This is a genomic window from Marinicella marina (assembly GCF_030065545.1).
Taxonomy (GTDB): domain Bacteria; phylum Pseudomonadota; class Gammaproteobacteria; order Xanthomonadales; family Marinicellaceae; genus Marinicella; species Marinicella marina.
In genome coordinates this window covers 234,439-260,267 of the sequence record NZ_JASJNC010000005.1, presented here as the reverse complement: position 1 = coordinate 260,267, position 25,829 = coordinate 234,439, and the positions used below count along the sequence as shown (strand labels likewise).

Sequence of the window (25,829 nt, the reverse complement as noted above, 5' to 3'; positions counted from 1 at the left end):
ACAACTTATGTACTTAATCGTTTTCAAGCTCAACCCGATCTACGTTGCGGAAGCCTTGAGGCAACATCAAGCCACGTTTGGCTCGTGAACCGACATAATTTACCAAGTCCTTCCATTTGAACCGGATGTAACGGGCACCGGCATGCACCAAGAATGAATCCTCAGGTGTGATGGCCAAGGTGGCGGCTAATTTCTCCTCACCTGACTTCAATCGTTTGGCCGGTATATTTATCAACTTGTTGCCTTTGCCTTTGGCCAGTTCAGGCAACTCCTCTAAAGGGAATACCAACATATAACCGGCCGTGGTGATACAAACCACATGCGCATCAGGTAATTTTTCAATCCAGGTAGGTTTCATTGCACTGAAACCTTTGGGTACACTCAAAACGTGCTTACCGGCTTTCATCTTGCTGTACAAATTTTCCATCACCCCATGATAGCCGTAACCGGCATCAGAGCACATCAACAACCTCGCATTAGGCAACTGGCATGTCACTGCTATGGGTAACAAGTTGTTTTTGAAATTAAACTTGGTCGTTAACGGCTCCCCTTGCCCCCTGGCCGAGGGTAAGGTGTGGGTCGGCAAACTGAATGCCCGGCCATCTGATGACAGGAACACAGAGGTTAAATTACTGCGACCCAGTGCATGGTCTAAATACTCGTCTCCCGCTTTGTAGTTCAAGCTGCTGGGATCTATGTCATGACCTTTGGCTGCCCTGACCCAACCAGCGGCTGAAAGGATGATGGTATTGGGTTCGCTGGGAACCAGTTTGGTTTCATCAAACACCTGCGCCGCATCACGTTCAGCCAACTGTGTTTTTCGCTCATCGCCGTATTGTTCCATATCGGCTTTTAATTCATTGCGAATCAGGGTTTTCATCCTGGCTCGAGACATCAAGATACCCTCAATCTCATCTTTTTCCGCTTGTAATTCGATTTGCTCCGTGCGAATTTTCATCTCTTCCAAGCGCGCTAAATTACGTAAACGGGTATCCAATATGGCATCGGCTTGAATTTCAGATAGCTTAAACGCTTTAATCAATTCTGCTTTGGGCTCATCTTCCTCCCGAATGATACGGATCACCTCATCCAGATCCAGATAGGCGATCAATAAACCCTCCAGAATATGTAAGCGAGCATCCACTTTATCCAAGCGATATTGCAAGCGCCTGCGCACCGTTTCGGTTCTGAAGCGCAACCATTCTTTGAGGATCATCTTCAGGTCTTTCACTTGAGGTCTGCGATCCAAGCCAATCACATTGAAGTTGGCTTTGTAGGTCTTCTCTAAATCAGTGGTGGCAAATAGATGCAACATCAAAGCATCAAAATCAATCCGATTGGAGCGTGCCGTAATCACTAACCTGACTGGGTTTTCATGATCAGACTCATCGCGCAAATCATTGACCATGGGTAATTTTTTACTGCGCATCTGAGTCGCTATTTGATCCAGAATTTTACTGCCCGATGCTTGGTGAGGTAAAGCAGTGACAATGATGTCATTGCCATCGCGCTCATACACAGCCCGCATCCTGATACCACCATGTCCAGTTTCGTACATTTTTATGATATCGGCTTTTGGCGTGATGATTTCGGCATGTGTGGGGTAATCAGGTGCTTTGATGAATTCACACAAATCCACCACCTCAGCACTGGGGTTATCCAACAAATGCAGCGTGGCTTGTGTTACTTCCGTTAAGTTATGAGGTGGAACATCAGTGGCCATACCCACCGCGATACCCGAGGCCCCATTAAGCAAAACATTGGGTAAGCGGGCTGGCAGCCACAGTGGTTCTTCCATAGTACCATCAAAATTAGGCCCCCACTCAACCGTGCCATGAGGCAGCTCTGATAACAGCGTTTTGGCATATGGCGTTAATCTGGATTCGGTGTAACGCATCGCTGCAAATGACTTGGGGTCATCTGGTGAACCAAAATTTCCTTGGCCATCCACCAACGGATAACGGTAAGAAAAGGATTGTGCCATCAACACCATGGCTTCATAACAAGCAGAGTCACCATGGGGGTGAAACTTACCAATCACATCACCAATGGTTCTGGCTGATTTTTTATGTTTGGATTGGTTCGATAGCCCCAGTTCACTCATGGCATAAACGATGCGTCTCTGCACCGGCTTCAGGCCATCACCGACAAAAGGCAATGCCCGGTCCAATACCACATACATGGAATAATCCAAGTACGACCTTTCGGCATATTCACCCATTGAAATGGTTTCAAAATCCATGGATTGTGTCATAAAAAAATTAGTTTAAGAAAACATCGATTTTAACATTGCTTGAGGATAAATGTGGGACTCCATGGTTGCAGAACCAAGAAAAAACAGCTGATATAAGCGCTGCTGTGAGATTGATTATACGAAACACATCGTTTAATATATTTATCAGTACTACCAAGGACACTGACATGAAAACAACCTTTCTTATTTGGGCATTGATTCACAGCACTTTGGCCTCTGCTGTCATTTATGATGACACAGAGATTCAAGCGCTTTACAGCAACCACAAAAACCACCAGAATTCAGCCAGCCTTATCAGCGACTACTTCACTGCAAAAAACCCAGACCGGGTGATAGATGAACTCTTATTAAAGGCCAACATCACGCCATTGCAGCGCGAATTTCACCTGTATAATCTATTGACTGAAATATCACAGCAGCCACCCCAAGATTTTTTTCAAAACTTTGTTAACCGCATGAAGCATTACCCAACCATTGCTTTGCGTGCCGCTCATGAAGGCCACTTGCCAGTTGCCGTTTTTAACCTCAACAGCAAAGCCCATGGCACAGAAAACATTTGGACGACTTACCGCACCGAACAACACTTCAATCAACTGTTTGAAAACAATTTACCTCAAGCCACCAAGGAAATCAGCGAGATCCTCAAGCAAAACATCAAATTGCGCCAGCCCCAATGGCTCGGTATAAAGGACAGCATTGGAGCGATGTGCAGCCAATCATTACAACGGTTAGCGACTTTTCTGCTGCATTCAAAAGACGCCAACGGTGCGCTAGATTCACTGATCAGTTATGTCGGTTTTGTTGCTGATCGTTCAGATTTGATTGAAAAAGCACTTGCCTCTGAGCTGGTGAAGGTCAGAGAAATGACCCTGCGTCAAATTTTGGTACATTGGCCGCCAAGTACCGCCAAATCGTTGCTAATGACCAAAGCCCAAACAGGAAAGGACCGCAAATTCAGCACTTCATTGTTGAGCCAATTCAGCAACGATTCCAGGGTCGAACGTTTTTTAACAGAACAACTGAATGACCCCGTCACTGCAGCGAGTGCTGCGTTTGCTTTAAGTCAGTCAAACAGCATGACATTACCCACAGCATTAAAACAGCGTTTTATGACGTCAGATGATTCCAGAGAAAAAAATCACCTGCTGTTGGCATTAAAATTAAACCCAACACAGGCTGCTGAAGTGGCTTTAGAGGAGCTCACCACACAGCTCGAAAAGGACACCGCAGCAGCCAAGTGGTTGCAAACTTTTGAGGGTAAATCAGCTGGAGGTAAACCATGAAATCATCAGCCAGAATAAACCACCTCAAAGTCATTGCTGCGCTCTTTATTGGCACATGGAGCAGCCATTCTATGGCTCAAAGCATCCTGCCTTGGACCGAGCAAAACAGCACCTTGGGCTTGGGTTATCCAGTTCCCATACCGGTAGATACAACCGAGCCATTTGATGGCTTCAGAAGTTATAACGGCCTATTTGCCAAGCACCAGTCAATGGCTTTAAACAATGATTACATCACCGGTCAAGTGGTGGGCCAAAGTATTTATAACCGCGACATCTGGGCTTATGTTCTTAGCGATGAGGATGACCTGACTCCATACGGTGTTAAAGAAGGCGCCATGATGGCCAATGGTGGCATCCATGCACGTGAATGGCAAACACCAGAAACAGTCACCGGTATCATGGAAGCATTTGATGCCAACAGCCAGGACCAGTCGTTCTATCAGTACCTGTTAGAAAACGCCACCATCATCACCATCCCTGTGAACAATGTCGATGGTTTTTTACAAACCCAACGCTATCCCGCAGAAAGCTGGTTTGCCAACAACACGGGGCCCAGAGACGGCCGCATGCGCAGGAAAAACATGCGTGATGTCGATGAAGTAATGACCACTGAAAATGATCATTTGTTGGGGGTGGATTTAAATCGAAACAACGCGCCTTTTTGGGCCACCACCAATGAATCATCTTTTGATGTAACCAGTCAAATTTACCACGGCAGTTCCGTTGACTCTGAACCAGAAACCTTGGCTCGCCTCAATGCCGCGAGTTTGGTTGAGTTTGATCAACTGAGGGTTTACACCGACATCCATTCTTTTTCACAAGTGCATTTCAGCAAACTGACTTTCAATCAAAACAGAAACACCTTACAAACCAGGCTTTTGAATGACTTCACGAATTTTCACAGAGCTTTCCCAGCTGGCAAAAATTATGTCGATTTACCAGACCCCCCTGGCACCGGGATTGGGACCACCGCTGATTATTTTGCCAGCATTTATGAAATCCCTTCTTGGACATTAGAAATTGAACCAAGTAATCGATTCAACCTTGATGCCCATCCAGATTTACCAGGTTTTGGTGCCGATTACGGTGGTTTTGGTAACACCGGCGCAGACGGTTTTATTTTACCTGAATCAGAAATCAGAAGGGTCAGAGAGCAATTGGCGGAAACTTTCATGGTGATTTGGTATGGCCAAGCAGGTCCGCCATCAATCATTCAATACCGCATCATTGACATTGAAAATAATGCCATTATCTATGATGCCGAATGGGATGTGACCTCAGCTGAGGAACGGGTCCTGTACCAACATCAATTTAGCCAAATCCTCAGTGATAAAAATTATGCATTGATGCTGAAGTTTGATAAGCCCATGCGAGATCGCGGTGATCAAGGCCAATTACAAGTATTACAAGGTCAATCCAATCCTTTAAACCCAATCATTAGAGTTAAAACGGGTGATCAAAGCATAAACGTAAATTTCAGCAATGGTCGTTGGCTTGATGAAAAAACTGACTCATGGGAATCTTACAGCAAATACAAGGATGATACTTATGTCGTTGAGTTCGAATTGCCTGCTGAACTAGTAGCTGCTGATGATGCAACTGTTGATTGGGAAATCATCACCACTGATATGATTGGACAAAATATTGATGCCAACCCTGCCACCATTGTGACTTGGCGCAATGGCCAATGGCAGAACTACGAAGACAGCAATGGCAACGCTTCTATCATAGGTGGGTTTGACCGTACCCTTAAACTGACTGTCAGTGGACAGTCGGGCCTCAATCAACGCCTACAAAAGCCACAAACAGCGCTTTTGTATGACCCTTCACGAGATGGCGAAGGCTTTAATTTTGAATCACTGGGCGATGACAATGTCTTGGTTCAATGGTATACCTTTGATGCCGATGGCAATGACAAGTGGCTGCTGGGAACCAGTCCTTTAATGGCACAAAATGCCGTCAATATTCCACAACTGCTGTCAACCTCAGGCGGTGTTTTTGGTCCAGAATTTGACATTGATGAGGTGTTTTTTAATACCGAGGGCTCATTGGAAATGATCTTTGAAGCTGCCACTTTGGTTGCCGGGCCTAACAACCAAACTTTCTGGGTACAAAATGGCAAAATGAAGTACACCACTGCAAATGGTCAAAAACTACGCACCGACTTGGTGCCAATCACTTTGCCAGCCGGCTTAATTTCACCATCGGAACAAAGTGATGTTACCCCCACTGAAGTACTCAATGCCGCCAGTGTGGCTGGTTCTTGGTTCAATCCTGAGCGGGATGGTGAAGGTTTTCACATCCAAGAAACCATCACCGGCAAAGCCGTAATTCTCTGGTATTCCTATGATTTCAATGGCAATCAGAAATGGTTCATTGGTTCTGATGGTGTGATCAGCCAAACCACCACTGGGATCAACTTCACATTTGACCAAGTTTTTGAGGTGGGTCAAGGCACACCCTTCGGTGCAGACTTCAATACCAATGATATTCAACTCGCTGAATGGGGTCGCATTGAAGTCACTCTAGAATGCACCACAGGAACATTTAAATACACGGCCATTGACAGTGCATATGGATCAGATGAATATGGTATTGAGCCAATCACCAGACCGGTTGTGAATGAGTTTGTTTGTCCTTTATAAAATGCAACGCACCATCACAAGCCCAACTGTTGGGCTTGTGACTCGATGCGTTTGATCAAGGCTGGCTCAAGCTGAACATCTACCGCTTGAAGTAATTCTTGCATATGCTCCACTCGGGTACTACCTACCAAAGCAGTACTTAAATCAGGGTTGTTAAGGACATAAGCCAAAGCCAATTGTGTGGCAGTCAAATTTGGCGAATCATTCAGAAACTTCATTTGTTTTTTCATGGCTTTCAGTTGTGGGTTATTTTTCCAGGCTCGCAGCCAATACCACAGGCTTTTGCGCCCTTGAAAGCGCCAAAATCTGTCATCATAAATTGCACCGGCCAGCGCACCAGCCACGAACACATTTTTACCCGCTGCCTTGAATTGTTTGATCATTTCACACCGCTGTGGTTGGTAAATATTGAAGTCCAACATGATGCATTGAATCTGTGGAAAATCAAAACACGACTGTAAGCTAGGCTCAGCGAAAGCATTGACGCCTATCAAACCAATTTTACCGGCTTTTTGTAATTGTTCTAATTCCTCAAACAACGCCGCAGTGAAATCTTCTGGATTAGGCCCATGCAAGAAAAAAATCGGTATGTGATCGATTTGCAGGTGACGCAATGAATTTTCACAAGATTGTCTGATCCATGCCGGTGAGAAATCATTATATAGTTTACCCCAGCGTCCAATTCGGGTGCCCGCTTTGCTGCTTATAACAGCATCTTTGCCGTCAGGGTGTGCATGTAAGGCGCGGCCCAAACGCTGTTCGGCGTGACCGCCTGAATAGCTGGAACCGGTATCATAATAATTTATACCCGAAGCTGCAGCTGCCGCAAACACTTCAATGGCGTGTTTTTCTGAGAAATTGCTTTTGCCCCAAAAACTGGCACAACCCATGCCCACTAAAGACAGCCTTAAATCGGCACCACTCAACTGGCGGTATTTCATTCAGTTATTCAATACCCAGCCAGTCTTGTGGCTTCAAGAATTCAGCCAGTCGCGCTTCTTGGGTGCCTGGTTCGGGCTGGTAGTTGTAACGGTAGGAAACTTCAGGTGGTAAGGACATCAAAATCGATTCAGTGCGCCCACCTGATTGCAGCCCAAACAGTGTGCCTCGGTCATAAACCAAGTTAAATTCAACATACCTTCCGCGGCGGTATTTCTGAAACTGCTTGTGCTCATCATCAAACACCGAGTGGTGGTGTTTTTTGACAATCGGCAGGTAAGCATCACAATAAGCCTTACCAACCGCTTGCATGAATGCAAAAGACTGCTCAAACCCCCATTCGTTCAAATCATCAAAGAACAAACCACCCACGCCTCTGGTTTCACCACGGTGTTTCAAATAAAAATACTCATCACACCATTTTTTGTATTTTTTATATACATCACTGCCGAATGGTTTACACACATCATAGGCCACTTGATGCCAATGCTTGATGTCTTCTTCAAATGGATAAAAAGGCGTCAAATCAAAACCACCACCGAACCACCAATGCGCTGGCTCGTCGGCTTTTGGTACGGTTCTGAATACGCGGACATTGGCGTGTGATGTAGGAATAAACGGATTATCCGGATGAACCACCAAAGAAACGCCTGAGGCCTCAAACCCTTGTCCTGCCATTTCTGGCCTCTTGGCCGTAGCAGCTGCTGGCAGCTGTTTACCCACCACATGTGAAAAGTTAACCCCTGCTTGTTCAAATACCTCACCGGTGAGCACCCGAGTACGTCCACCGCCACCCGCATCATGTTGCCAAGCATCTTCTTTGAATTTTTCACCATGCTCAACTGACTCTAATTGTTGGCAAATGTTATCTTGTAATGATTGAAGAAATGCGACCACTTGATCAAATTGGTTTTGGTTCATTGAATTACTGGCTGATTGACAATTTGTTATTATAACCGTTGAGATAACTTAATCATATTGACTTTAATCACATATACACCTTCTTCCAGTTTTCATTACACAAACATTTTATTGTAATAGTATGTTGATAATAAAAAAGACAATAACAATCATCAGAAACTGTTTATCAGTGCGCTTCATATTGGAATACCTCAGTTAGAGGCTTATTAAATGCAACAGCAATCTTAAATGCCACCTCTAAAGATGGAGAGTACTTATTGTGTTCAATGGCGTTTATTGTCTGTCGGGTTACCCCAACTAAATCTGCTAATTGTTGTTGAGTCATTTCTTCATGGTGAAATCGCAAAGACCTGATTTGATTACTAATATTTGGAGACTTCCCCATTAGTAACCCCTTTTATATGCAAGTAGTTGTTGTATTTTATTGACCACATCAGTGAGCACGCCAACCACTGTTATAGTATGTATAAACCAATAATTACCTGGTACAAACATAGCCACTACTATCGCAACCAGAATCCCCGAATGTAATAGATAGGCGCTGACCCTGTCGGCTTTCATTTCAATCAGTTTTTGTCTTTCATCTACAAGTTCATTTCTGTCTTTGATTGCAATGGCCACAACACCAATGACAATGACGAGGATGAGCAGCCCTATGTATTTAAAGTATTGCCAGATATGAGGAGTCTCCATATTCCCATCGACAGCAGGTAAGACGTTTAAATAATAGAGTCCATAAACAAATATCACTGCAAACAAACTGATCCAAAGAGTTTTTTCTTGAAAGGTTAAATTTTTCATAATTTATTAATGTATAATATTTTTGACATGGTGTATATTATGCACGACATGAACTTAGTGTCAAATATTTTTACATCGAGCAACAATTATGATTAAACTTGACTTAATTTAAATCAGAAATAAATCTTAGATTATTTTATGTCATAGCAGAAGACACCCTTTCAAACATTAAAAGTCATGGAATACGTGGTTTAAATTGTTATATTTTGTTATTTGGACTGTTTATTTTTAACCATCCAACTGATTATAATGAGCACTTACTTTAAACTCCTTATTTCATGAAATTTCTGGTCAGCAACGATGATGGCGTGCATGCCAAAGGTATAAAAATATTGGCTGAAATGCTCAAAGACTTGGGTGATGTTGTGGTTTTTGCCCCCAACCGCGATCGCTCAGGAGCCAGTAACTCATTGACTTTGGATCGTCCCATTCGGGTTGAGAAAGTCACCGATGACACCTTCAGCGTTTATGGCACACCAACTGACTGTGTGCATTTGGCAGTGACTGGTGTGTTAGATGAAGAACCTGATATGGTTATTTCCGGCATCAATAATGCTGCTAATTTAGGTGATGATGTACTCTATTCAGGCACTGTGGCTGCCGCCATTGAGGGGCGCTATTTAGGACTGCCCGCCATAGCAGCGTCGATTGTGCTAGATTCAGTTAAGGAAAATCGCCGCAAACGTGATTATTACACGGTCACTCATTTCCTCAACAAAATCATCCAGCACGTGATCAAACACCCGTTACCTCAAGACACCATCTTGAATGTTAACGTGCCCAATTTACCGATTGATGAAATCAAAGGCATGAAAGTGACTCGTTTGGGTTACCGCCACAAAGCTGAAAACGCCATACCAACACGTGATCCTCGAGGATTCAAAATGTATTGGATTGGTCCTGCTGGGCCTGAAGCCGATGCCGGTGAGGGCACTGACTTTCACGCCGTCAAAAATGGTTACGTCTCTATCTCCCCCATTCAAACTGATATGACCAAACACGCTTTCATCAGCGAGCTGGACGATTGGGCTAAAAACATATGAACCCACATGGCATAGGCATGACCTCTGACCGAACCCGCCAGCGCATGATAGATCGTTTGCGCTTACGTGGGATTGGTGATGAGCGTGTGTTGATGGCCATGGCGCAAGTTCCTAGGCATTTATTTGTTGATGAAGCACTGGCACATCGTGCCTATGAAGATGATGCTTTGCCGATTAAATACGGCCAAACCATTTCGCAACCATTCGTTGTTGCTCGCATGACTGAGGAGGTAATCAAACACCATAATCCTGTCAAGATCTTAGAGCTTGGTACTGGCTCGGGCTACCAGGCCGCTGTACTGGGTCAACTGGTTGACCAGGTTTTCAGTATTGAACGAATCGATAAGCTGACCCGCATCGCACGGCGCCGATTCATCAAACTGGGCTACCGCAACATCCGCTGTAAAACCGGAGATGGCTTTGAAGGTTGGCCTTCTGAGGCATTGTTTGACATCATCATCGTTACTGCCGCGCCAGAAAAGGTCCCGTATGAATTATTGGATCAATTGGAAGTGGGTGGCAAAATGATTCTCCCCGTTGGCAATAAAAAGCAACAAAAACTCATTGCCATTGTCAAAGAATCACATGGATATAAGAAAGAAATGTTGGGTGAGGTGATTTTTGTGCCATTGTTAGAAGGTGTTGTCAGGTGATGCGCAAGGCCATTATTTTGCTGATTATACTGTGCTTGGTGGCTTGTGCCCCCCGAAGACCAGCCAAGGTAGATGAAGTGGGCACCAAGCCACATCGAAGTCACACCAAATCCTATGCTCGGCACAGCAAAAAAGATCAGCAACAAAAAACCCACAAGGTAGTCAAAGGCGATTCCTTATACTCCATTGGTTTTCGATACCAAAAAGACTACAAGCAATTAGCTGCCATCAACAACATCAAACCGCCCTACAGAATCTATCCCAACCAAATCCTCAAATTAACTGGCGAACCGGATAAAGTGGTTTTCAGCCCCAGTAAAAACACCACGGTTGAAACCAAGCCCATCGTCAGCAACAAGCCCATTGTGGCAAGAAATGAAGCCACAAATAAAAATACAAATAAAGCCACAAACAACCAACCAAAACCAACTAATAAACAAGCCAATAAACCAGCCAGTAAACCAGAAGCACAAGCCAAAACTGTACCAACAACGCCAACCACACAAAGACCACCGGCTAAAAAGCCGATGGTGGTGAAAACGCCCAACAACAGCAACCTCAAATGGTTGTGGCCAACCAATGGTAAAATTCGCACCACTTTTTTGGCCAGCAATCCCGCGCGCAAAGGCATATCCATTGGAGGTCAGTCAGGACAACCGGTGAAAGCAGCAGAGGCAGGTGTGGTTGTTTACAGCGGCAATGGACTGCTGGGTTATGGTGAATTAATCATCATCAAACACAATGATGCTTTCCTCAGTGCCTATGGACATAACAAGACCCTCAAGGTCAAAGAAGGCATGAGCGTGACGCGCGGACAAGTAATTGCTGAATTGGGTTCCAGTGGCACCAATGTCAATAACCTGCATTTTGAAATTCGCAAAAATGGCAAACCAGTCAACCCTTTGAATTACGTTAAACCATAAGCCTAAAGCGATCAAAAGGATTGCCATATTTGATGCCATCATTTTAAGCTGCTGTGCCACAAATAGCACAAACGAATCAAGCACTTATCGCCATCAACCCTGCAAAAACTTCTTGTCAAGCCACTGCCACAGTCGTTATGATGTTCTGGTGCGTATAATAAATTACTTTTCTGTTGACTGTTTAACTGCTGCTGTAGAGGGCTGAATGGGATCCATAGACATGATGACGGCCATGATTTTAGGCCTATCCATCAATGCCATCATGGCCATCCTGATTTTGATCACCGCCAGGCAGTTCCCGACCATTGCCGCTCAAAGCATGAGGCACTGGTCGTTTGGCCTGTTTTATTTGTCTATTTCTTATGCTGTTTACAGCAGTTTGTATCAAGAAAAATCCCTGGCAGTGAATTTTATTGGTGATTTCGGAATTGTCCTTGGCATCAGTTTCATGACTTATGCAGTGAGTTTATTCCTTAAAACCAACAGCCTTAAATTATTACAAACACTCACCATGATCAGCATGCTGATGATTTTGGCCGGCAACTTTGTGATTCAAAGTCCCACCATGACCATCTTGATAACCATTGCTTGCTTAACAGTTATTGTATGTTCACAAGCCCAACCGATGATAAAACTCATCATAAAACAGCCCACTTCTGCCAAAATCATTTTATTCAGCATCAACTGTACATTTATCGCAGTTATGCTGTTCAGGGCTCTGGAATACTTTGTCTCACACAAAACCGCCTGGGATTTCAATGCAGTATCGACGGCAGATTTTTTAACCATATTAATGGCAGTGGTGGGTCCGGTTATTGCTACCTTTGGTTTTATGTTCATGCACCAAGAAAAGGCCTACCATGAATTGACTCGGATGGCATCAATCGACAGCTTGACCAGAATATATAACCGCCATGCCATTGAAATCAAGGCCAGGGCTTTATTCAAAGAAGCTCAAAAGCACAATCAAAACATTTCTGTTATGTTGATTGATTTGGATAAATTCAAAAGTATCAATGACCAGTATGGCCATGCCGCAGGTGATCAAGTATTGATTGATACCGCGCAATTAATTCGCAGTTTGTTGGCAGCGGAAGACCTTGTTGGTCGTTTCGGCGGTGAAGAGTTTTTTGTGCTGTTACCGAATTCAGACCTCAAACAAGCCAGGCAACTGGCAGAAAGAATGCTTCTGGCCATTCAAAAGCATGAACACAGTTATGGCAAAAAAACCTTTCATACCACAGCATCCATTGGTGTGGCTCAAAGAAAAATCAATGAATCAAGTTTCAGTGCCACCTTAAAACGAGCTGATTTGGCGATGTACGATGCCAAGAACAACGGCCGCAATCAGGCCATCGCTGTTTGAATCGAGTCCATCAAAGCAACGCTTGGTAATTTTCATACAACCACCAGCCTGAGTAAGCACTCAAAATCACGCCAATGGCTGCGATATAGATCACTGGTTTTTTGAAATTTTTAACCAAAAACCAAGCAAAAAACAACAAACACAACGACGTTGCGACTGATTTAATAATCAGCGGTATGATGGCGGGAAACATAAAAGTAAAACTGAACAACAAACTACCAAATACACCCACCAATGCAATTCTTTTGTCGCTGAACAACGCTTGTAGAATCAACACAGCCCAAGCAATAACCCCAACAGCAACTGTCAGGGCTATCAGCCAGTTATTGGCATATAAGAACTCAGTCGGTGTCACTTGTTTTCGAGCAAGGTCGGCACGGTGTTGTTGATCGCGATGATGACATCTTCACCGAATTTTTTGCAGCGTTCAGGCGACCAACCATATGCTTCATCAGGTAAATCATGGTTGTCTTTGAAAGGCATTTCCACCGTATAGGCCAAGGTGTTGAACGTCTGTCCGATGTAATTGGTGGCGATGCGTAAATCACCTTTACCTGGCTCATCATCATCGTATTTATGTACGTCCTGAAAATCCGGGCTGGCAGCATGCCAAGCAGCTTTGAATGTGTCCTCGAATAATTTCAAACGCGCATCATAATTTGGATTTCCTTCACAACCGGCAACAAAGTTATAAGGTATGGCCTCATCGCCATGAATGTCCAAAAACATATCAAGTCCACGCTGGTGCATTTGTTCTCTGACCAAATAAACTTCTGGGCTGGCTGCCATCGAGGGTTCCATCCATTCTCTGTTTAAATTAGCCCCCGAAGCATTGGTTCGCAGGTTACCACGATAAGCGCCATCTGGATTCATGTTAGGTACCACATGAAACCGGCATTTTTGCAGCAACTGTCTTGATGTGGGGTTGTCTTGATCTAATAAAGACTCCAAAAAGCCCTCAACAAACCATTCTGCCATGGTTTCACCCGGATGTTGCCTGGCAATCATCCAAACATTTAACTTGTCAGCCAGATCAACATCTTCATCTTCAATGATCAACATATCAAAATCTCGGCCATCGAGGGTTTGACCCAGATTCTGCAGACTACACAAGTTTGATTGCTGAGCAAACGCCAACAAATTCAAGTGTCTTTCAAATGAATATGGCGCAAAATAGGCAAAATAAATGTCATCGGTGTCGGTGTTGAATTCGACCGTTAATTGCTTACCATCGAACTCAGTTGGCAGACGAAACCATTCTTGGCGATCAGTTGACGCACACACATCATAGTCTTTCCACCCTTCTACATATGAAGTTTCCGATGCATTTAAAAAAGTCATAACGCAATCTTGGTTTTTCACACCTTGGACCCGAAAATGGAACCACTGACGAAATTCAGAATGTGAATCATGATCAATTTTTAATTGAATGTCTTGGAATTCTTCGGCTTTGACCACTTCAATGCGGCCGCCATCAAAATGACTGCTAATTTTCATAAATTAATTCGACTTTAAATCAATTTGCAATCATTACATAGATGGTTATTTGATTCAATAGCACCCACTTAATTGCAGTAAACTATATTTTTTTGTCAGAAATTTCTGACCACAAGGTCATCTCCTCAATCTCTATTGACTACTAGGAAAATAAAATGAAAGCAATTGCCACCCTACTACTTGGCCTCAGTTTGAGCATGGCCATCAATGCCAAAGACTATTTTGATCGGGCGGAGGATGTCACTCCCCTGCTGCCCGGAATGAGTATTCCTAGCTTCAGCGCCAAAACACCCAACGGTGATTTGGTTGAATTTGATGCTGATAATTTGAACAAACCTTTTGTACTGACATTTTACCGCGGCGGCTGGTGCCCATACTGTAATGCCCATCTGGGCGAAATGCGACTGCTTGAAAAAGAATTGAACGAGCAAGGCTTTGATGTATTTTTCATCAGCCCTGACCAACCCAGTTTTCTGTTAGAAAGCTTGAAAGATCAACAACTAAAGGCTGACCTCAGCACCAACACCACCCATCAATTGTTGTCTGATGCCAGCATGGAAATTGCCAAAGCATTCAAAATCGCATTCAAAGTTGAAGCAGCCACCGTAGAAAAATACAAGCAGTGGGGCATTGATCTGGAAAAGGCCTCTGGCTATGACCACCATTTACTACCAGCACCGGCCACATTTGTGGTTGGAAAAGACGGTGTGATTCAGTTTCAATACGTCAATCCAGACTATAAAATCAGGCTGGCCCCAAGTATTTTATCAGCTGTTGTTAACGATTATTTGAAACGAACTCAATAAAGGAGTACAATGTCGCGCATGGTTGGTGGCGCCTTCCCCCTTTATGCCACCATCCACAGCGGGGCTTGGTCTATGATTAAGTCCCGTTTTCTTTAGTTTAAAACTAACCCCGCTAGTCAATTGTTTTAAGTCCTTGCAGCCCTTATAATTCACGCTTTCAATAGCAGACTGACAGCATGCAACTTTCAGAATTAACCGCCATTACCTCTGTAGATGGGCGTTATCACAGCAAAACCAAACAATTCGGCCACATCTTCAGTGAATATGGACTGATTAAGAACCGTTTATTGGTTGAACTTAAATGGCTGGTTCACCTGAGCCAAACCGATGGAGTCGACGAGGTCAAAGAACTCAGTCAAAAAGACATCGATTGGGTGATGTCAATATATGACAATTTCACTCCAGACGAAGCCCAGAAAGTCAAAGACATAGAGGCCACCACCAACCATGATGTCAAAGCCGTTGAGTATTACATCAAAGACCAACTCGGCGCCCATGAAAAACTCAATGAAGTCAAAGAGTTCGTACACTTTGCCTGCACCTCTGAGGACATCAACAACCTAAGCTATGCCTTGATGCTAAAAACTGCCAGAGACAACGTTTTCATTCCAACCATACAAGGCATCATCAATCAACTCACTGAAATGGCCATGAACTATGCCGAAGTGCCGATGATGGCCAAAACGCATGGCCAACCGGCTTCACCCACCACCATGGGTAAAGAAATGGCCAATGTGGTATTCCGCTTAAAATACCAATTGAAACAACTGAGTGAAATCACTTTATTTGGTAAGCTCAATGGCGCTGTAGGTAACTTCAATGCGCATTACAGCGCTTACCCAGAGTTGAATTGGCCAAAAATTTCTGCATCTTTCATCAGCGAATTGGGGCTGACTTTTCACCCATTCACCACGCAAATTGAACCGCATGACTTTGTTGCCGAGTTGTGTCACAACATGATTCGTTTGAATACTATCCAATTAGATTTAGCCAGAGACATTTGGGGCTACATTGCCAATGGTTATTTCACCCAAAAAACTGTGGCAGGAGAAATTGGTTCATCCACCATGCCACACAAAGTGAACCCCATTGATTTTGAAAATGCCGAAGGCAATTTGGGCCTTTCAAACGCCACACTGAATCACCTGGCTGAAAAACTGCCAGTTTCAAGGTGGCAAAGAGATCTGACTGATTCGACTGTCTTGCGCGCGCTTGGATCGGCTTTTGGTCACTGCGCGATTGCCTGGGCATCATTGCAAAAAGGATTGGGTAAGCTGGCCATCAATCAAGACATGTTGATGCATGATTTGGATAACAACTGGGAGTTGTTGGCTGAACCGATTCAAACTGTTATGCGGCGTTATGGTGTTGAAAACCCATATGAAAAGCTCAAAGAACTGACCCGCGGTCAGAAGGTTGATCAACAACAAATGCAAGCATTCATCCAAACCTTGGAAATTCCTGAAGCGGCCAAAGAACGGCTGATGCAAATGACCCCAGCCAACTACCTCGGCAATGCCAAAGAACAAGCCAAACGTCTTTGATGGTCAAAACATCTCAGCTGTTGAGTTTTTTAAAACTCACTGGCAGCGTACGCCTTTTTTATTCCAAAAGACACAAATAAATCTGAGTTGCTTACCCAGCGTGACAGAACTATTCACGCTGGCTGAGCAAGAAGGCGTTCAGTCCAGAATCATTTTTTCAACCGATGGTAACAGCTACCAAGCGGTATACGATGAACCCGAAGCTTGGGATTCACTGCAACCCCACCAACCCACATTGCTGGTCTCAGACATTGAGAAATGGCACCCACAAGCCGCTCAAATCATGCAGTGGTTTCCCTTCATTAAAAATTGGCGCTTTGATGATTTGATGATGTCTTATGCACCCTCCGGCGCCTCAGTCGGTGCCCACACCGATCACTACGATGTTTTCTTGCTTCAGGTACAAGGCACCCGCCGATGGTCATATGATGATCAGCCTTTGGCCAAAATTGAGCTGGATGAAGACAGCGAAATCGCAGTAATCAAAAACTTTCAACCACAGCACAACCATGAACTGCATCCAGGCGATGTACTTTATTTGCCGCCAGAAATTGCTCACCATGGTGTTTCCACATCTGATGATTGTGTGACCTGTTCTATTGGCTTGAGGGCCCCTTCTGAGGCTGAACTGCTGTCATCTTTCATCGAACTATATAGCCAACAAACCAGTGCCGACGCCCGTTTCACTGATGGTGTCAAACAGCCAAATTCAGATGCCTCAATCGGTCAGCATGAAATAAACTATTTGAGAAGCCAGCTGCTTGCCATCAGCCAAATGCAAGAAGAAAATCTAGCCAAATTATTTGGCCAAGTCGTTACCAGCTATCGATTGTTCGAGGAAACTGAATACGCTGTAAACACAACCGCAAACAACGCAAATAAAGTGTGGCAAAAAAGCCCTTTTGCTGTTTTTGCCTACCACCTTATCGATGCCTCTGAAGCCTCTTTGATGGTCAATGGCGAAGTGTTTCGTACCACACCTTACACTGCCCAATTGATTTGCAACCAAACCAGCTTCCAAATCGATGAAATTGAAATCAGTTCAAATAAGCCAGTTGAAGACCTTGAAATGATCACAACACTAAGTGAGATGCAGGCGATAATTCCAGCTTGAACCCGCACCCAAGCTAACAAACAGGTTATGATGTTGTTTTGTTCCGAGCATCTTTATCAAAAACACCCAATTACAACGTGATTTAGTTGGCTTGAACCAGCTCAGTAAGGATGGCATCACTGGTGTGGTTGATTTGGTTGAGTCCATGCACCAAAGGATCTATTCATTGGGCGGGTTATTAAACCAAGGCGATTTAAATAAAACCACAGGCTTGACAGGTTTAATCTACCAAAGCATTCGCAAAACCACCCAACTGAGCACCCATGGCGTCAATTTAGCCTTACAAACTTTTGCCCCCATGCTGCCCTTCAAGGTGGATGATAAGAAAAGAACCAACTGGCTTTCGATCATGAATGGGGTGATAGGCGACCATTTAGAGCAAACCGATAATCCACTGGCAATGGACATGAGTTGGCATCACCGAGGGCAGCAATTAACACCGCAGCAAGCTGCTGAATGCTGTAATCGAACACCAGGCAAAGTATTGTTTTTGATACATGGTTTATGTATGAATGACCTACAGTGGAGTCGCCAAGGCCACAATCACGGTCAAGCACTGGCTGCTGAGCATAACATCACCACCATCTATCTCAGATACAACAGCGGCTTGGCAGTGTATCAAAACGGTCATCAATTGGCAGCCATGATGGCTGAATTTGTACAAGCCTTAACTGATGATAAAAGCATTGATGTACTGTGTCATAGTATGGGAGGTTTGGTGTTGCGAAGTGCCATGCATGTAGCCTCAATGGCGGCTGAGGAGTGGCTTAACAAGATCAATAAAGTCATTTTTTTGGGCACCCCACACCAAGGTGCTGTGTTAGAAAAAACCGGTAATTTGATAGATTACCTCATCAGCATCAATCCCTACAGTGCACCCTTTGCTAAACTGGGTCATACCCGCAGCCATGGCATCAAAAACTTGCGCCATGGTACAGTCACAAAAGACCACCAAATCATTCAATTACCCAAACAAATCAAATGCTATGCCTTTGCTGCCAGCAATGCCCAAAATGATGCAAACATACTACATAAAAAATGGATTGGTGATGGCTTGGTGACTGTGCATTCAGCCTTGGGTCATCATAAAAACCCAGAACATGAGATTAATTTTCCACAACAACACCAATTGATTTTTAAAAACATCAATCACATGAACTTACTTTCAGACCGTGGGGTATTTAACTGTATCGATCAAATCATCAATCATTCCGTTTGATTTTCAGCCACACACTGATTCGGTTTCATTGTATATGTTCGAGATAATTGAAGCAGCCTGATGAATTCAGTCTGCTTGTATGTCGATGTTGAAAGATTTATTGATATTTGCAGCGATACCTAAATCAGCTGGTGGCTCAAAACGCCAATTTTTAATGCTTTTCTCAATCACACGCATGGCTCTTGAAGATACGCCTGAATCTTCGCTGACCACTTTAACTACTTCACCCTTTGGATTGATGTGTATATTTAAATTCAACGCCTTTGAAGCATCAAAATCACTCGGCACTTCAACTTCTGTCACCTTAATTACTTGCCATTTGTATTGGGCCAGTAATGCGCTGTCAACAACTTCAACCTCAGGTTCATTTTTCTCACTTTCATAAAAGGTTTCGCGCATTTCTTCGCGGCTCAGTGACAAATCAACTGAAACTGGCTCCACGTTGAATTCACTGGCAGGCTTGGGCTTAAAGCCCAGATCGATTTCTGGTACTTCTAATTCAGGCCTGATCGCTTGTTGTTCAGGTGTGTCATCGATGACGGCTTTGGGTTTGCTCAACAAACTGCCCGCAGATGGTGCATTTTGACGCTCAGGCAAGCCTTGTGACCAACTCGGGCGCTTTTTTTGTTCGGTAACTGGCGGCTTATCTTCAACAGCTTGATCATTGTTCTGCTGTGTGCTGTTTTGAGCTAAGGCAGCACCGCTGAGCAAAGACATGATTAGGATGGTTGTTCTCATGGTGATCTGAATTCAAATAAAAACGGATTTTATGGTTGTATTCAATGAAGTCAATAAAACTCTTAGAAATAAGGGTCGATTAAGCGTAAATAAAGCCACTGCTTGGGTCTGTGGCTAAAAAACCGTCTAAAAAAACACCATATGACATTTTTTGACCAGCCTCAACTGGTAATGTAGATAGCTGTATCAAGAACAACCCATGGCTTCAATCTCAGGGTTAAATTCGCATATAATAGGCCGTGCTATTAATTTGGAATTGATTTGATGACCACCCAAGCACTGACTTTCATCGCAGGCGGTTCAAAAGGCCTTGGAGCTGCTTTAACTAACGCTTTTGAAACCAAAGGACATGAAGTATTTGACTTCTCTAGAACCGGCGAAGGAGAGCATCACATCGCGTGTGATTTTGCCAAAGCAGATGATGCCAATCAAATATTTGAGGCCACATTCAAACAAGCTGCATCTCGTCCAGACATCAAAGAGATCAACCTCATCGTCAATACGGCTGTACTCAAACCATTTGGCTCACTGACTAAAACTCAAAGCGGTGAAGTGGCTCAGCACCTCACCATCAATGTCACAGCCACCATGTACCTGTTACGGGCTTTCATCCTGAACTTTCAGGACCATTCTGCCCGCAAAACAATTGTTTATGTATCCTCAGGTGCTGCCCGACGGGACATACCAGGATTGGCGATGTATTCAGCGAGTAAAGCATTTTTTGAACGTTTCATTGATACCACAGCAACTGAACAAAAGGCCTGTGAACATCCCATAAGCTGTATGACCATTAACCCAGGTGTTATGGATACTGGTATGCAAGTTGAAATCAGGGCCCAAGACCAGCAAGATTTCCCGATGGTCGACATGTGGAATGAGTTGCATCAAAAAGGCCAACTCGCCGCACCCGAAGACATCGCAGCGGTTTTTGTTAAACTCATGGCATCTGAAGCCACCAATGGTGGTTATTACACTGCCCAAGAACATTTGTAACAAATGCCCTGCTAAAAAGCTCAAAACAGCAGAAAAATCAACCTGATTTTCACACCTTTGAACCTATAGTAATCTGCTGTTTTTGTTGATCCATTCAACCACAATCGATTTCTTTTAAAACCACAGGAAAATAAAACACATGAAAATTTGGTCACTCATCGTACTAACCTCATTGAGCCTGAATCTGGCCCAGGCCCACAACCACAAAGACAGCTTACCTACCGCAGTTGAATTCAGCGAGTCATTGCCTGTGTCAGGAAATTTGCTGCTGGGTGTTTATGCCGATGGCAGCCTGGGGCAATATGGCTCAACGCTGGACAAAAGCACCAATGGCGGGATCAATCACGCCATAAAAGCCACTGAATTCGAGGCAAAAAAAGACTCAACGCAGTTGATAACAGCACCGAAAGGATCTGGGCTGGCACAGATTCTTTTGGTTGGCTTGGGTGACAAAGCTGACAAGTTAACTCATTTGGACTGGCAAAACTTAGGCGGCAATGCGGTTCAAACAGCTGTTACCACATTCAAAACCGCTCCTGCCATGGCCTTTGATGTCAATGACAGCGAAATAACTGCCAACTTGGCATTTGGCGCCAAACTGGGTGCCTACTATTTCGATAAGTATTACACCGATGAAGAACGTCACAAGCAGCAAACCAAACTGACCTTAATTACCCAGCAAGCAGCTGCAGCAGAGCATTTTTATAAAACTGAATTAAGTTCTGTAGCCAACGCCATATGGCATGCACGCAATGTGGCCAACGAACCAGCTAACGTCATCTTCCCACAAAGTTTCGTTGAACGCTGGGAATCACATTTTGATGGCATGAAAAACATCAAAATCAAAGTGTTGGATGAGAAAGACATGATCAAACAAAACATGGGTGCCATTTACGGTGTGGGAAGAGGCAGTAAGCGCCCACCCCGCATGATGGTGGTTGAATTCATGAACGGCAATTCAGATGAAGCACCCATTTTATTGGTCGGCAAAGGCATTACATTTGATACCGGCGGTATCAGTTTGAAAAATCCAACCAACATGTGGAACATGAAATTTGATATGTCAGGAGCTGCCAGTGTTATGGGAACGTTGTATGCATTGGCCGGGCGTGATGCCAAAGTCAATGTGGTAGCTGTTGCGGCTTTGGCTGAAAACATGCCAGGTGGCAATGCCCAAAGACCCGGTGATGTGGTCACTTCGATGTCAGGCAAAACCATATCTATCAGATCGACTGATGCCGAAGGCCGTTTGGTACTGGCTGATGGTAACTACTATGCCGATGTGACGTATGATCCAAAATTATTGATTAACTTGGCCACCTTAACCGGTTCAGCCAGTCGCGCCACAGGTAAAGACTATGCCGCCATGTTCACTCGCCACGATGAACTGGTGTCAGACTTTATAACTGCGGGTAAAGCCAGCGGTGACCAAGTGTGGCAACTGCCTTTGAACGACAACCACTTCAAAGCCATAGAGCACACAGTTGCTGATGTGATGAACTCTGGTCCAGATGCACCAGGAGCCAGTGCCGGGGCCGCGTTCTTGGGCACTTTCGTGCGTGAAACCACACCTTGGGTACACTTTGATATAGCCGGTGTTGCCTATCGCGATGACGCCACTCCAAGCAAAGCTTCACCCGGCTCAACCTCTTTTGGTATCCGCTTGTTGAACAATTACATCAAAGCAAATTTTGAATAAAGTATAAACATTGATATCAGCCAGGCACTGACCCAGTGTCTGGCTTTCATACCTGACCTCATCACGTCATTATCTGGCTGTGGTATCCTATCCCTATCTCAACCAACGATCAATTATGAAAAACCCAAACTACGACATCATCGTCTTTGGCGCCACCAGTTTTGTTGGCAAAATCATCTGCCAATACCTCTGCGAACACGCTAAAAATGAATCATTCACATGGGCACTGGCCGGCCGATCTAAAGAAAAGCTCACCACACTACAAGCTGAATTGGGCGAGGCAGGCGCACATTTACCGTTGCTTGTGGTTGACGCCAATGACTCAGCAGGATTGATAGCCATGTGTAATCAAACCAAAGTGATTCTGACCACGGTAGGTCCCTATGATTTATATGGTGAACCGGTAGTGAAAGCCTGTGTCGAAACCGGCACCGACTACTGTGATTTAACCGGCGAGGCCCATTGGATCAAAAAAATGTTGGATAAATACGAAAGCCAAGCCCAAACATCCGGTTCACGCATCGTCCATTGTACTGGTTTTGATTCCATTCCATCAGATTTGGGGGTGTTCCATCTACAACAAGCCGCCAAGGCTGCCTTTGGTGAACACTGTCCAAATGTGAAATTACGCATCAAGAACATGCGTGGTAGCGCTTCAGGTGGCACCATAGCCACTGCATTGAACATTGCCAAATTGGTTCGCACAGACCCTGCCGTTAAAAAAGTGCTGGTTAATCCGTATGCACTGTGTCCAGAAAACCATGGCTTCAAAACCAGGCAACAAAAAGACGGTATTTATTATGATGACACTTTCAATGCTTGGTATGGTCCATTTTTCATGGCAGGTATTAATACCCGCATCGTGCATCGCTCTAATGCCTTAAGCCAACATGCTTATGGTACTGATTTTAAATACAACGAAGGTGTTTTAACCGGCCGAGGCTGGAAAGCCAAAGCCAAAGCACGTAGTATACATTGGGGTTTGATGTCATTTTATCTGGGCGCTAGCCTCGGTCCAATAAGGGCTTTGATGCAAAAATTCTTTTTACCCAAACCCGGCGAAGGACCCAGTCCCAAAGCCCAGTTAAAAGGCTTTTATGACTTTCGCTTTGTTGGCACCACCGATACACAACAACAAATCATCACCAAAGTTTACGGTGATCGCGACCCCGGTTATGGTTCAACCGCCCAAATCATTGGACAAGCCGCTTTGTGTATGGCACAAGACGTCAAACCAACGGTCAAGGGCGGGTTCTGGACCCCGGCCACACTCATGGGTAAAGCATTGATTGAACGCCTGAACCAACACACTGGGGTCAGTTTTGAAGTATTATCTACTGAAACCCAAAAGGAGGAAAAATCATGACGCTGACTTTAACCGGTTGGATTCACACCATTTTTGGCATCATCGCCTTGATTGCCGGCTTCATTTTGTTGTGGCAAAACAAGCGCATCAGCTGGCAACCCCAATTGGGTAAAATTTATTTGTTGGCCACTTTATTGACGGCTGCTTTTTCATTGACCATTTTTAATCACGGTGGCTTCAATGTAGCCCATGGTTTGGGCATTTTAACTATACTGGCTGTGGTGGTCGGTATGTTGGCCGAAAAATACCAACCCCTCAGAGGCTTGAATAAATATTTTGTTGCTTTGTGTTATTCAGCCACCATTTTATTTCACTTGCTGCCCACCACAACTGAAATTATGATTCGCTTTCCGCTGGACTCGCCTTGGGTCAGCTCACTCAAAGATCCACTACTGCACCAAACATTTTTAATCATCACAGTGATTTTCTTGGTGATGCTCATCAGTCAAATGTGGTGGCTCAGGAAACAGCCAGATTCATCATTCAGTTGAACCTTTGTTATTGAAGTTATGAGGAAAAATAACGCTAAGCACTCACAACAAGTTTTGTTGTGCGAACTGAGAGGAATGCATCATTGGATAAAATAATTGAGCTGTCGCTGAAACTGATCAAAACATCATTTGTCTTGCAGTCTGTGGTGTTATTTTTGATTTGGCTGGCAGTATGGGAGATAGGTGTATTAGTCGAATACACCGAACATGCCAGTGTGTGGTTTCCAGCAGCGGGTTTTACTTTTGCTTGTATGCTGGTGATTGGACTGCGCGCTTTCATTCCCATCATGGCGGCTGCCATCGTTTCATCCATCTTACAGATTCATTATTATCAACTGCCTTTGAGCCTAGCTGAATCCCTGTGGGCAGGTTTTTTATTTGGCCTGGCACATATTTTGCCCTATTGGGTTGGCGCCAAGATGGTGGTCAGAATTTCTCAAAAAACCACCAACACACCGAAATTGATAGTCACTTTTCTATTGATTGCTGGCCTCGCCTCACTGATTTGCACACTGCTGGTGCTGTCATCTTTGGTGGTAACTGATTTAATGCCACGTGATGAAGTGAGCAAAACTTTGTTGCCCTTCTGGATTGGCGATATGGCCGGCATCGTTGTATTGGCGCCTCTATTCACAGGCTGGTTGGTTAAGCTTTTACCTCGGCCACAGATTGATTACAGCCGTTTCATGAAATCAGCATGGGGCTCTCTACAGACCTTAGTAAATAAAACTGGGCTGAATGTGGTTTTGATTATTTTCACCATGTTATTGGCCCATTTAACCGGCTCTTTTGAAAGTTCATTTGCTATTTTCTTCTTGGCCGTGACGCACATGTGGATAGCCTGTACTGAAAGCCCCAAATTCAACGTGGTCTCGTTGGCCATTTCCAGTGTGCTGATTGTGGTTTTGGTGCATTTCTTTGGTTTGATGGATCACGTCATGGTTTATCAGTTTGCCATCACTGTGATAGCTGCCAATGCCCTGTTTGGCATTGCTGTACCACAGCTCACCGCAGATAAACAGGCGTTGGAAAAACTGGCCTTCACCGATGCCTTAACCGGTGCTTCATCCAGGCATTACTTCCAACAAAGGGCTGAACTTGAAATTGCTCAGAGTCATGAAAACTCTCATCCTTTGACTCTGGTGATTCTGGACTTGGACCGCTTCAAAAGCATCAATGACAAATATGGTCACACAGCGGGTGACGAGTGCTTGATCAATGTCTCCCATGCGGTGCAAAAAGTGCTGCGCCGGAACGATGTCATTGCCCGTTTGGGTGGCGATGAGTTTGTGCTGTTATTCCCTGACCTGAACTTGGCAGATACCCAGCTTTTGGTTGATAAATTAAGCCGTGCAATCACTGCTTTAAAGGTTGAAGAAACCCAACTCTCAGCCAGTTTTGGTTTGGCTGAATTAGATGCAGATGAGACACTTAAATCATTATTCAACCGTGCTGATTCCTCTCTTTACGATGCCAAAAGCAAAAAACAATAATGTACTGTTTCAGCACCAAAGATGTGATTGGACTATTGGCT

23 protein-coding genes are annotated in these 25,829 nt (G+C 44.4%); 15 read left to right on the top strand and 8 right to left on the bottom strand.

Annotated features, from left to right (window positions below; translation table 11 throughout):
• Positions 1–13 precede the first annotated feature (13 nt).
• Positions 14–2,254 carry a DNA topoisomerase IV subunit A gene (parC, locus tag QNI24_RS09800; RefSeq protein ID WP_267176518.1) on the bottom strand — a complete coding sequence of 747 codons (2,241 nt, stop codon included), beginning with the start codon at positions 2,252–2,254 and terminating at the stop codon, positions 14–16.
• Between the two features lie 167 nt (positions 2,255–2,421).
• Here parC and QNI24_RS09795 point away from each other — a divergent pair, with 167 nt between their 5' ends.
• Together QNI24_RS09795 and QNI24_RS09790 are read left to right on the top strand one after the other, a co-directional pair.
• Positions 2,422–3,537 carry a hypothetical protein gene (locus tag QNI24_RS09795; protein WP_267176517.1) on the top strand — a complete coding sequence of 372 codons (1,116 nt, stop codon included), beginning with the start codon at positions 2,422–2,424 and terminating at the stop codon, positions 3,535–3,537.
• Complete coding sequence (locus QNI24_RS09790; protein ID WP_267176516.1) at positions 3,534–6,182, top strand: M14 family zinc carboxypeptidase; 2,649 nt, start codon at positions 3,534–3,536, stop codon at positions 6,180–6,182. Before QNI24_RS09795 ends, QNI24_RS09790 begins: the two co-directional genes overlap by 4 nt.
• A 14-nt stretch (positions 6,183–6,196) precedes the next feature.
• Here QNI24_RS09790 and QNI24_RS09785 read toward each other — a convergent pair whose 3' ends face one another.
• The 4 genes from QNI24_RS09785 to QNI24_RS09770 all read right to left on the bottom strand — a co-directional run bounded on the left by QNI24_RS09785 (position 6,197) and on the right by QNI24_RS09770 (position 8,843).
• Positions 6,197–7,123: an aldo/keto reductase gene (locus QNI24_RS09785; protein ID WP_267176515.1), complete on the bottom strand. Its 927-nt coding sequence runs from the start codon at positions 7,121–7,123 to the stop codon at positions 6,197–6,199.
• Between the two features lie 4 nt (positions 7,124–7,127).
• Positions 7,128–8,042, bottom strand: coding sequence for an oxygen-dependent coproporphyrinogen oxidase (gene hemF / locus QNI24_RS09780; RefSeq protein WP_267176514.1), 915 nt, complete (start codon positions 8,040–8,042; stop codon positions 7,128–7,130).
• Between the two features lie 166 nt (positions 8,043–8,208).
• A complete protein-coding gene (locus QNI24_RS09775; RefSeq protein ID WP_267176513.1) occupies positions 8,209–8,427 on the bottom strand; it encodes a helix-turn-helix transcriptional regulator in 219 nt (72 codons plus the stop codon).
• Positions 8,427–8,843, bottom strand: coding sequence for a hypothetical protein (locus QNI24_RS09770; protein ID WP_267176512.1), 417 nt, complete (start codon positions 8,841–8,843; stop codon positions 8,427–8,429). The genes QNI24_RS09775 and QNI24_RS09770 overlap by 1 nt, the downstream gene beginning before the upstream one ends.
• A gap of 278 nt (positions 8,844–9,121) precedes the next feature.
• Here QNI24_RS09770 and surE point away from each other — a divergent pair, with 278 nt between their 5' ends.
• The 4 genes from surE to QNI24_RS09750 all read left to right on the top strand — a co-directional run bounded on the left by surE (position 9,122) and on the right by QNI24_RS09750 (position 12,828).
• Positions 9,122–9,886, top strand: coding sequence for a 5'/3'-nucleotidase SurE (gene surE / locus QNI24_RS09765; protein WP_267176511.1), 765 nt, complete (start codon positions 9,122–9,124; stop codon positions 9,884–9,886).
• Positions 9,883–10,539, top strand: a complete 657-nt coding sequence (locus QNI24_RS09760; RefSeq protein WP_267176510.1) for a protein-L-isoaspartate(D-aspartate) O-methyltransferase — start codon at positions 9,883–9,885, stop codon at positions 10,537–10,539. Before surE ends, QNI24_RS09760 begins: the two co-directional genes overlap by 4 nt.
• Positions 10,539–11,462, top strand: coding sequence for a peptidoglycan DD-metalloendopeptidase family protein (locus QNI24_RS09755; RefSeq protein WP_267176509.1), 924 nt, complete (start codon positions 10,539–10,541; stop codon positions 11,460–11,462). Before QNI24_RS09760 ends, QNI24_RS09755 begins: the two co-directional genes overlap by 1 nt.
• 205 nt (positions 11,463–11,667) lie before the next feature.
• Complete coding sequence (locus QNI24_RS09750; protein WP_267176508.1) at positions 11,668–12,828, top strand: GGDEF domain-containing protein; 1,161 nt, start codon at positions 11,668–11,670, stop codon at positions 12,826–12,828.
• Between the two features lie 10 nt (positions 12,829–12,838).
• Here QNI24_RS09750 and QNI24_RS09745 read toward each other — a convergent pair whose 3' ends face one another.
• Both QNI24_RS09745 and QNI24_RS09740 read right to left on the bottom strand, forming a co-directional pair.
• Entirely contained in the window at positions 12,839–13,183 is a 345-nt protein-coding gene (locus tag QNI24_RS09745) for a hypothetical protein (RefSeq protein ID WP_267176507.1), read from the bottom strand.
• Positions 13,180–14,325 (bottom strand): M14 family metallopeptidase, encoded by a 1,146-nt coding sequence (locus QNI24_RS09740; RefSeq protein ID WP_267176506.1) that lies wholly within the window; start codon positions 14,323–14,325, stop codon positions 13,180–13,182. Before QNI24_RS09740 ends, QNI24_RS09745 begins: the two co-directional genes overlap by 4 nt.
• Before the next feature lie 155 nt (positions 14,326–14,480).
• Here QNI24_RS09740 and QNI24_RS09735 point away from each other — a divergent pair, with 155 nt between their 5' ends.
• The 4 genes from QNI24_RS09735 (at position 14,481) to QNI24_RS09720 (ending at position 19,008) form a co-directional block, all read left to right on the top strand.
• Positions 14,481–15,131, top strand: coding sequence for a peroxiredoxin-like family protein (locus tag QNI24_RS09735; RefSeq protein ID WP_267176505.1), 651 nt, complete (start codon positions 14,481–14,483; stop codon positions 15,129–15,131).
• A 176-nt stretch (positions 15,132–15,307) separates the two neighbouring features.
• Complete coding sequence (purB, locus tag QNI24_RS09730; protein WP_267176504.1) at positions 15,308–16,675, top strand: adenylosuccinate lyase; 1,368 nt, start codon at positions 15,308–15,310, stop codon at positions 16,673–16,675.
• A gap of 100 nt (positions 16,676–16,775) precedes the next feature.
• Positions 16,776–17,789, top strand: a complete 1,014-nt coding sequence (locus tag QNI24_RS09725) for a cupin domain-containing protein (RefSeq protein ID WP_323373320.1) — start codon at positions 16,776–16,778, stop codon at positions 17,787–17,789.
• A gap of 91 nt (positions 17,790–17,880) precedes the next feature.
• Positions 17,881–19,008, top strand: coding sequence for an esterase/lipase family protein (locus tag QNI24_RS09720; RefSeq protein ID WP_267176502.1), 1,128 nt, complete (start codon positions 17,881–17,883; stop codon positions 19,006–19,008).
• A 66-nt stretch (positions 19,009–19,074) separates the two neighbouring features.
• Here QNI24_RS09720 and QNI24_RS09715 read toward each other — a convergent pair whose 3' ends face one another.
• Complete coding sequence (locus QNI24_RS09715) at positions 19,075–19,746, bottom strand: hypothetical protein (RefSeq protein ID WP_267176501.1); 672 nt, start codon at positions 19,744–19,746, stop codon at positions 19,075–19,077.
• 264 nt (positions 19,747–20,010) lie between these two features.
• On the opposite strand from QNI24_RS09715, the gene QNI24_RS09710 reads away from it, so the two are divergent.
• The 5 genes from QNI24_RS09710 to QNI24_RS09690 all read left to right on the top strand — a co-directional run bounded on the left by QNI24_RS09710 (position 20,011) and on the right by QNI24_RS09690 (position 25,788).
• Complete coding sequence (locus QNI24_RS09710; RefSeq protein WP_267176538.1) at positions 20,011–20,739, top strand: SDR family NAD(P)-dependent oxidoreductase; 729 nt, start codon at positions 20,011–20,013, stop codon at positions 20,737–20,739.
• 139 nt (positions 20,740–20,878) lie between these two features.
• Complete coding sequence (locus QNI24_RS09705) at positions 20,879–22,438, top strand: leucyl aminopeptidase (RefSeq protein WP_267176500.1); 1,560 nt, start codon at positions 20,879–20,881, stop codon at positions 22,436–22,438.
• 115 nt (positions 22,439–22,553) lie between these two features.
• A complete protein-coding gene (locus tag QNI24_RS09700; RefSeq protein WP_267176499.1) occupies positions 22,554–23,804 on the top strand; it encodes a saccharopine dehydrogenase family protein in 1,251 nt (416 codons plus the stop codon).
• Positions 23,801–24,295: a DUF2306 domain-containing protein gene (locus tag QNI24_RS09695; RefSeq protein ID WP_267176498.1), complete on the top strand. Its 495-nt coding sequence runs from the start codon at positions 23,801–23,803 to the stop codon at positions 24,293–24,295. Before QNI24_RS09700 ends, QNI24_RS09695 begins: the two co-directional genes overlap by 4 nt.
• Before the next feature lie 83 nt (positions 24,296–24,378).
• On the top strand, positions 24,379–25,788 hold the full coding sequence (locus tag QNI24_RS09690) for a sensor domain-containing diguanylate cyclase (protein WP_267176497.1): 1,410 nt from the start codon (positions 24,379–24,381) through the stop codon (positions 25,786–25,788).
• Positions 25,789–25,829 lie beyond the last annotated feature (41 nt).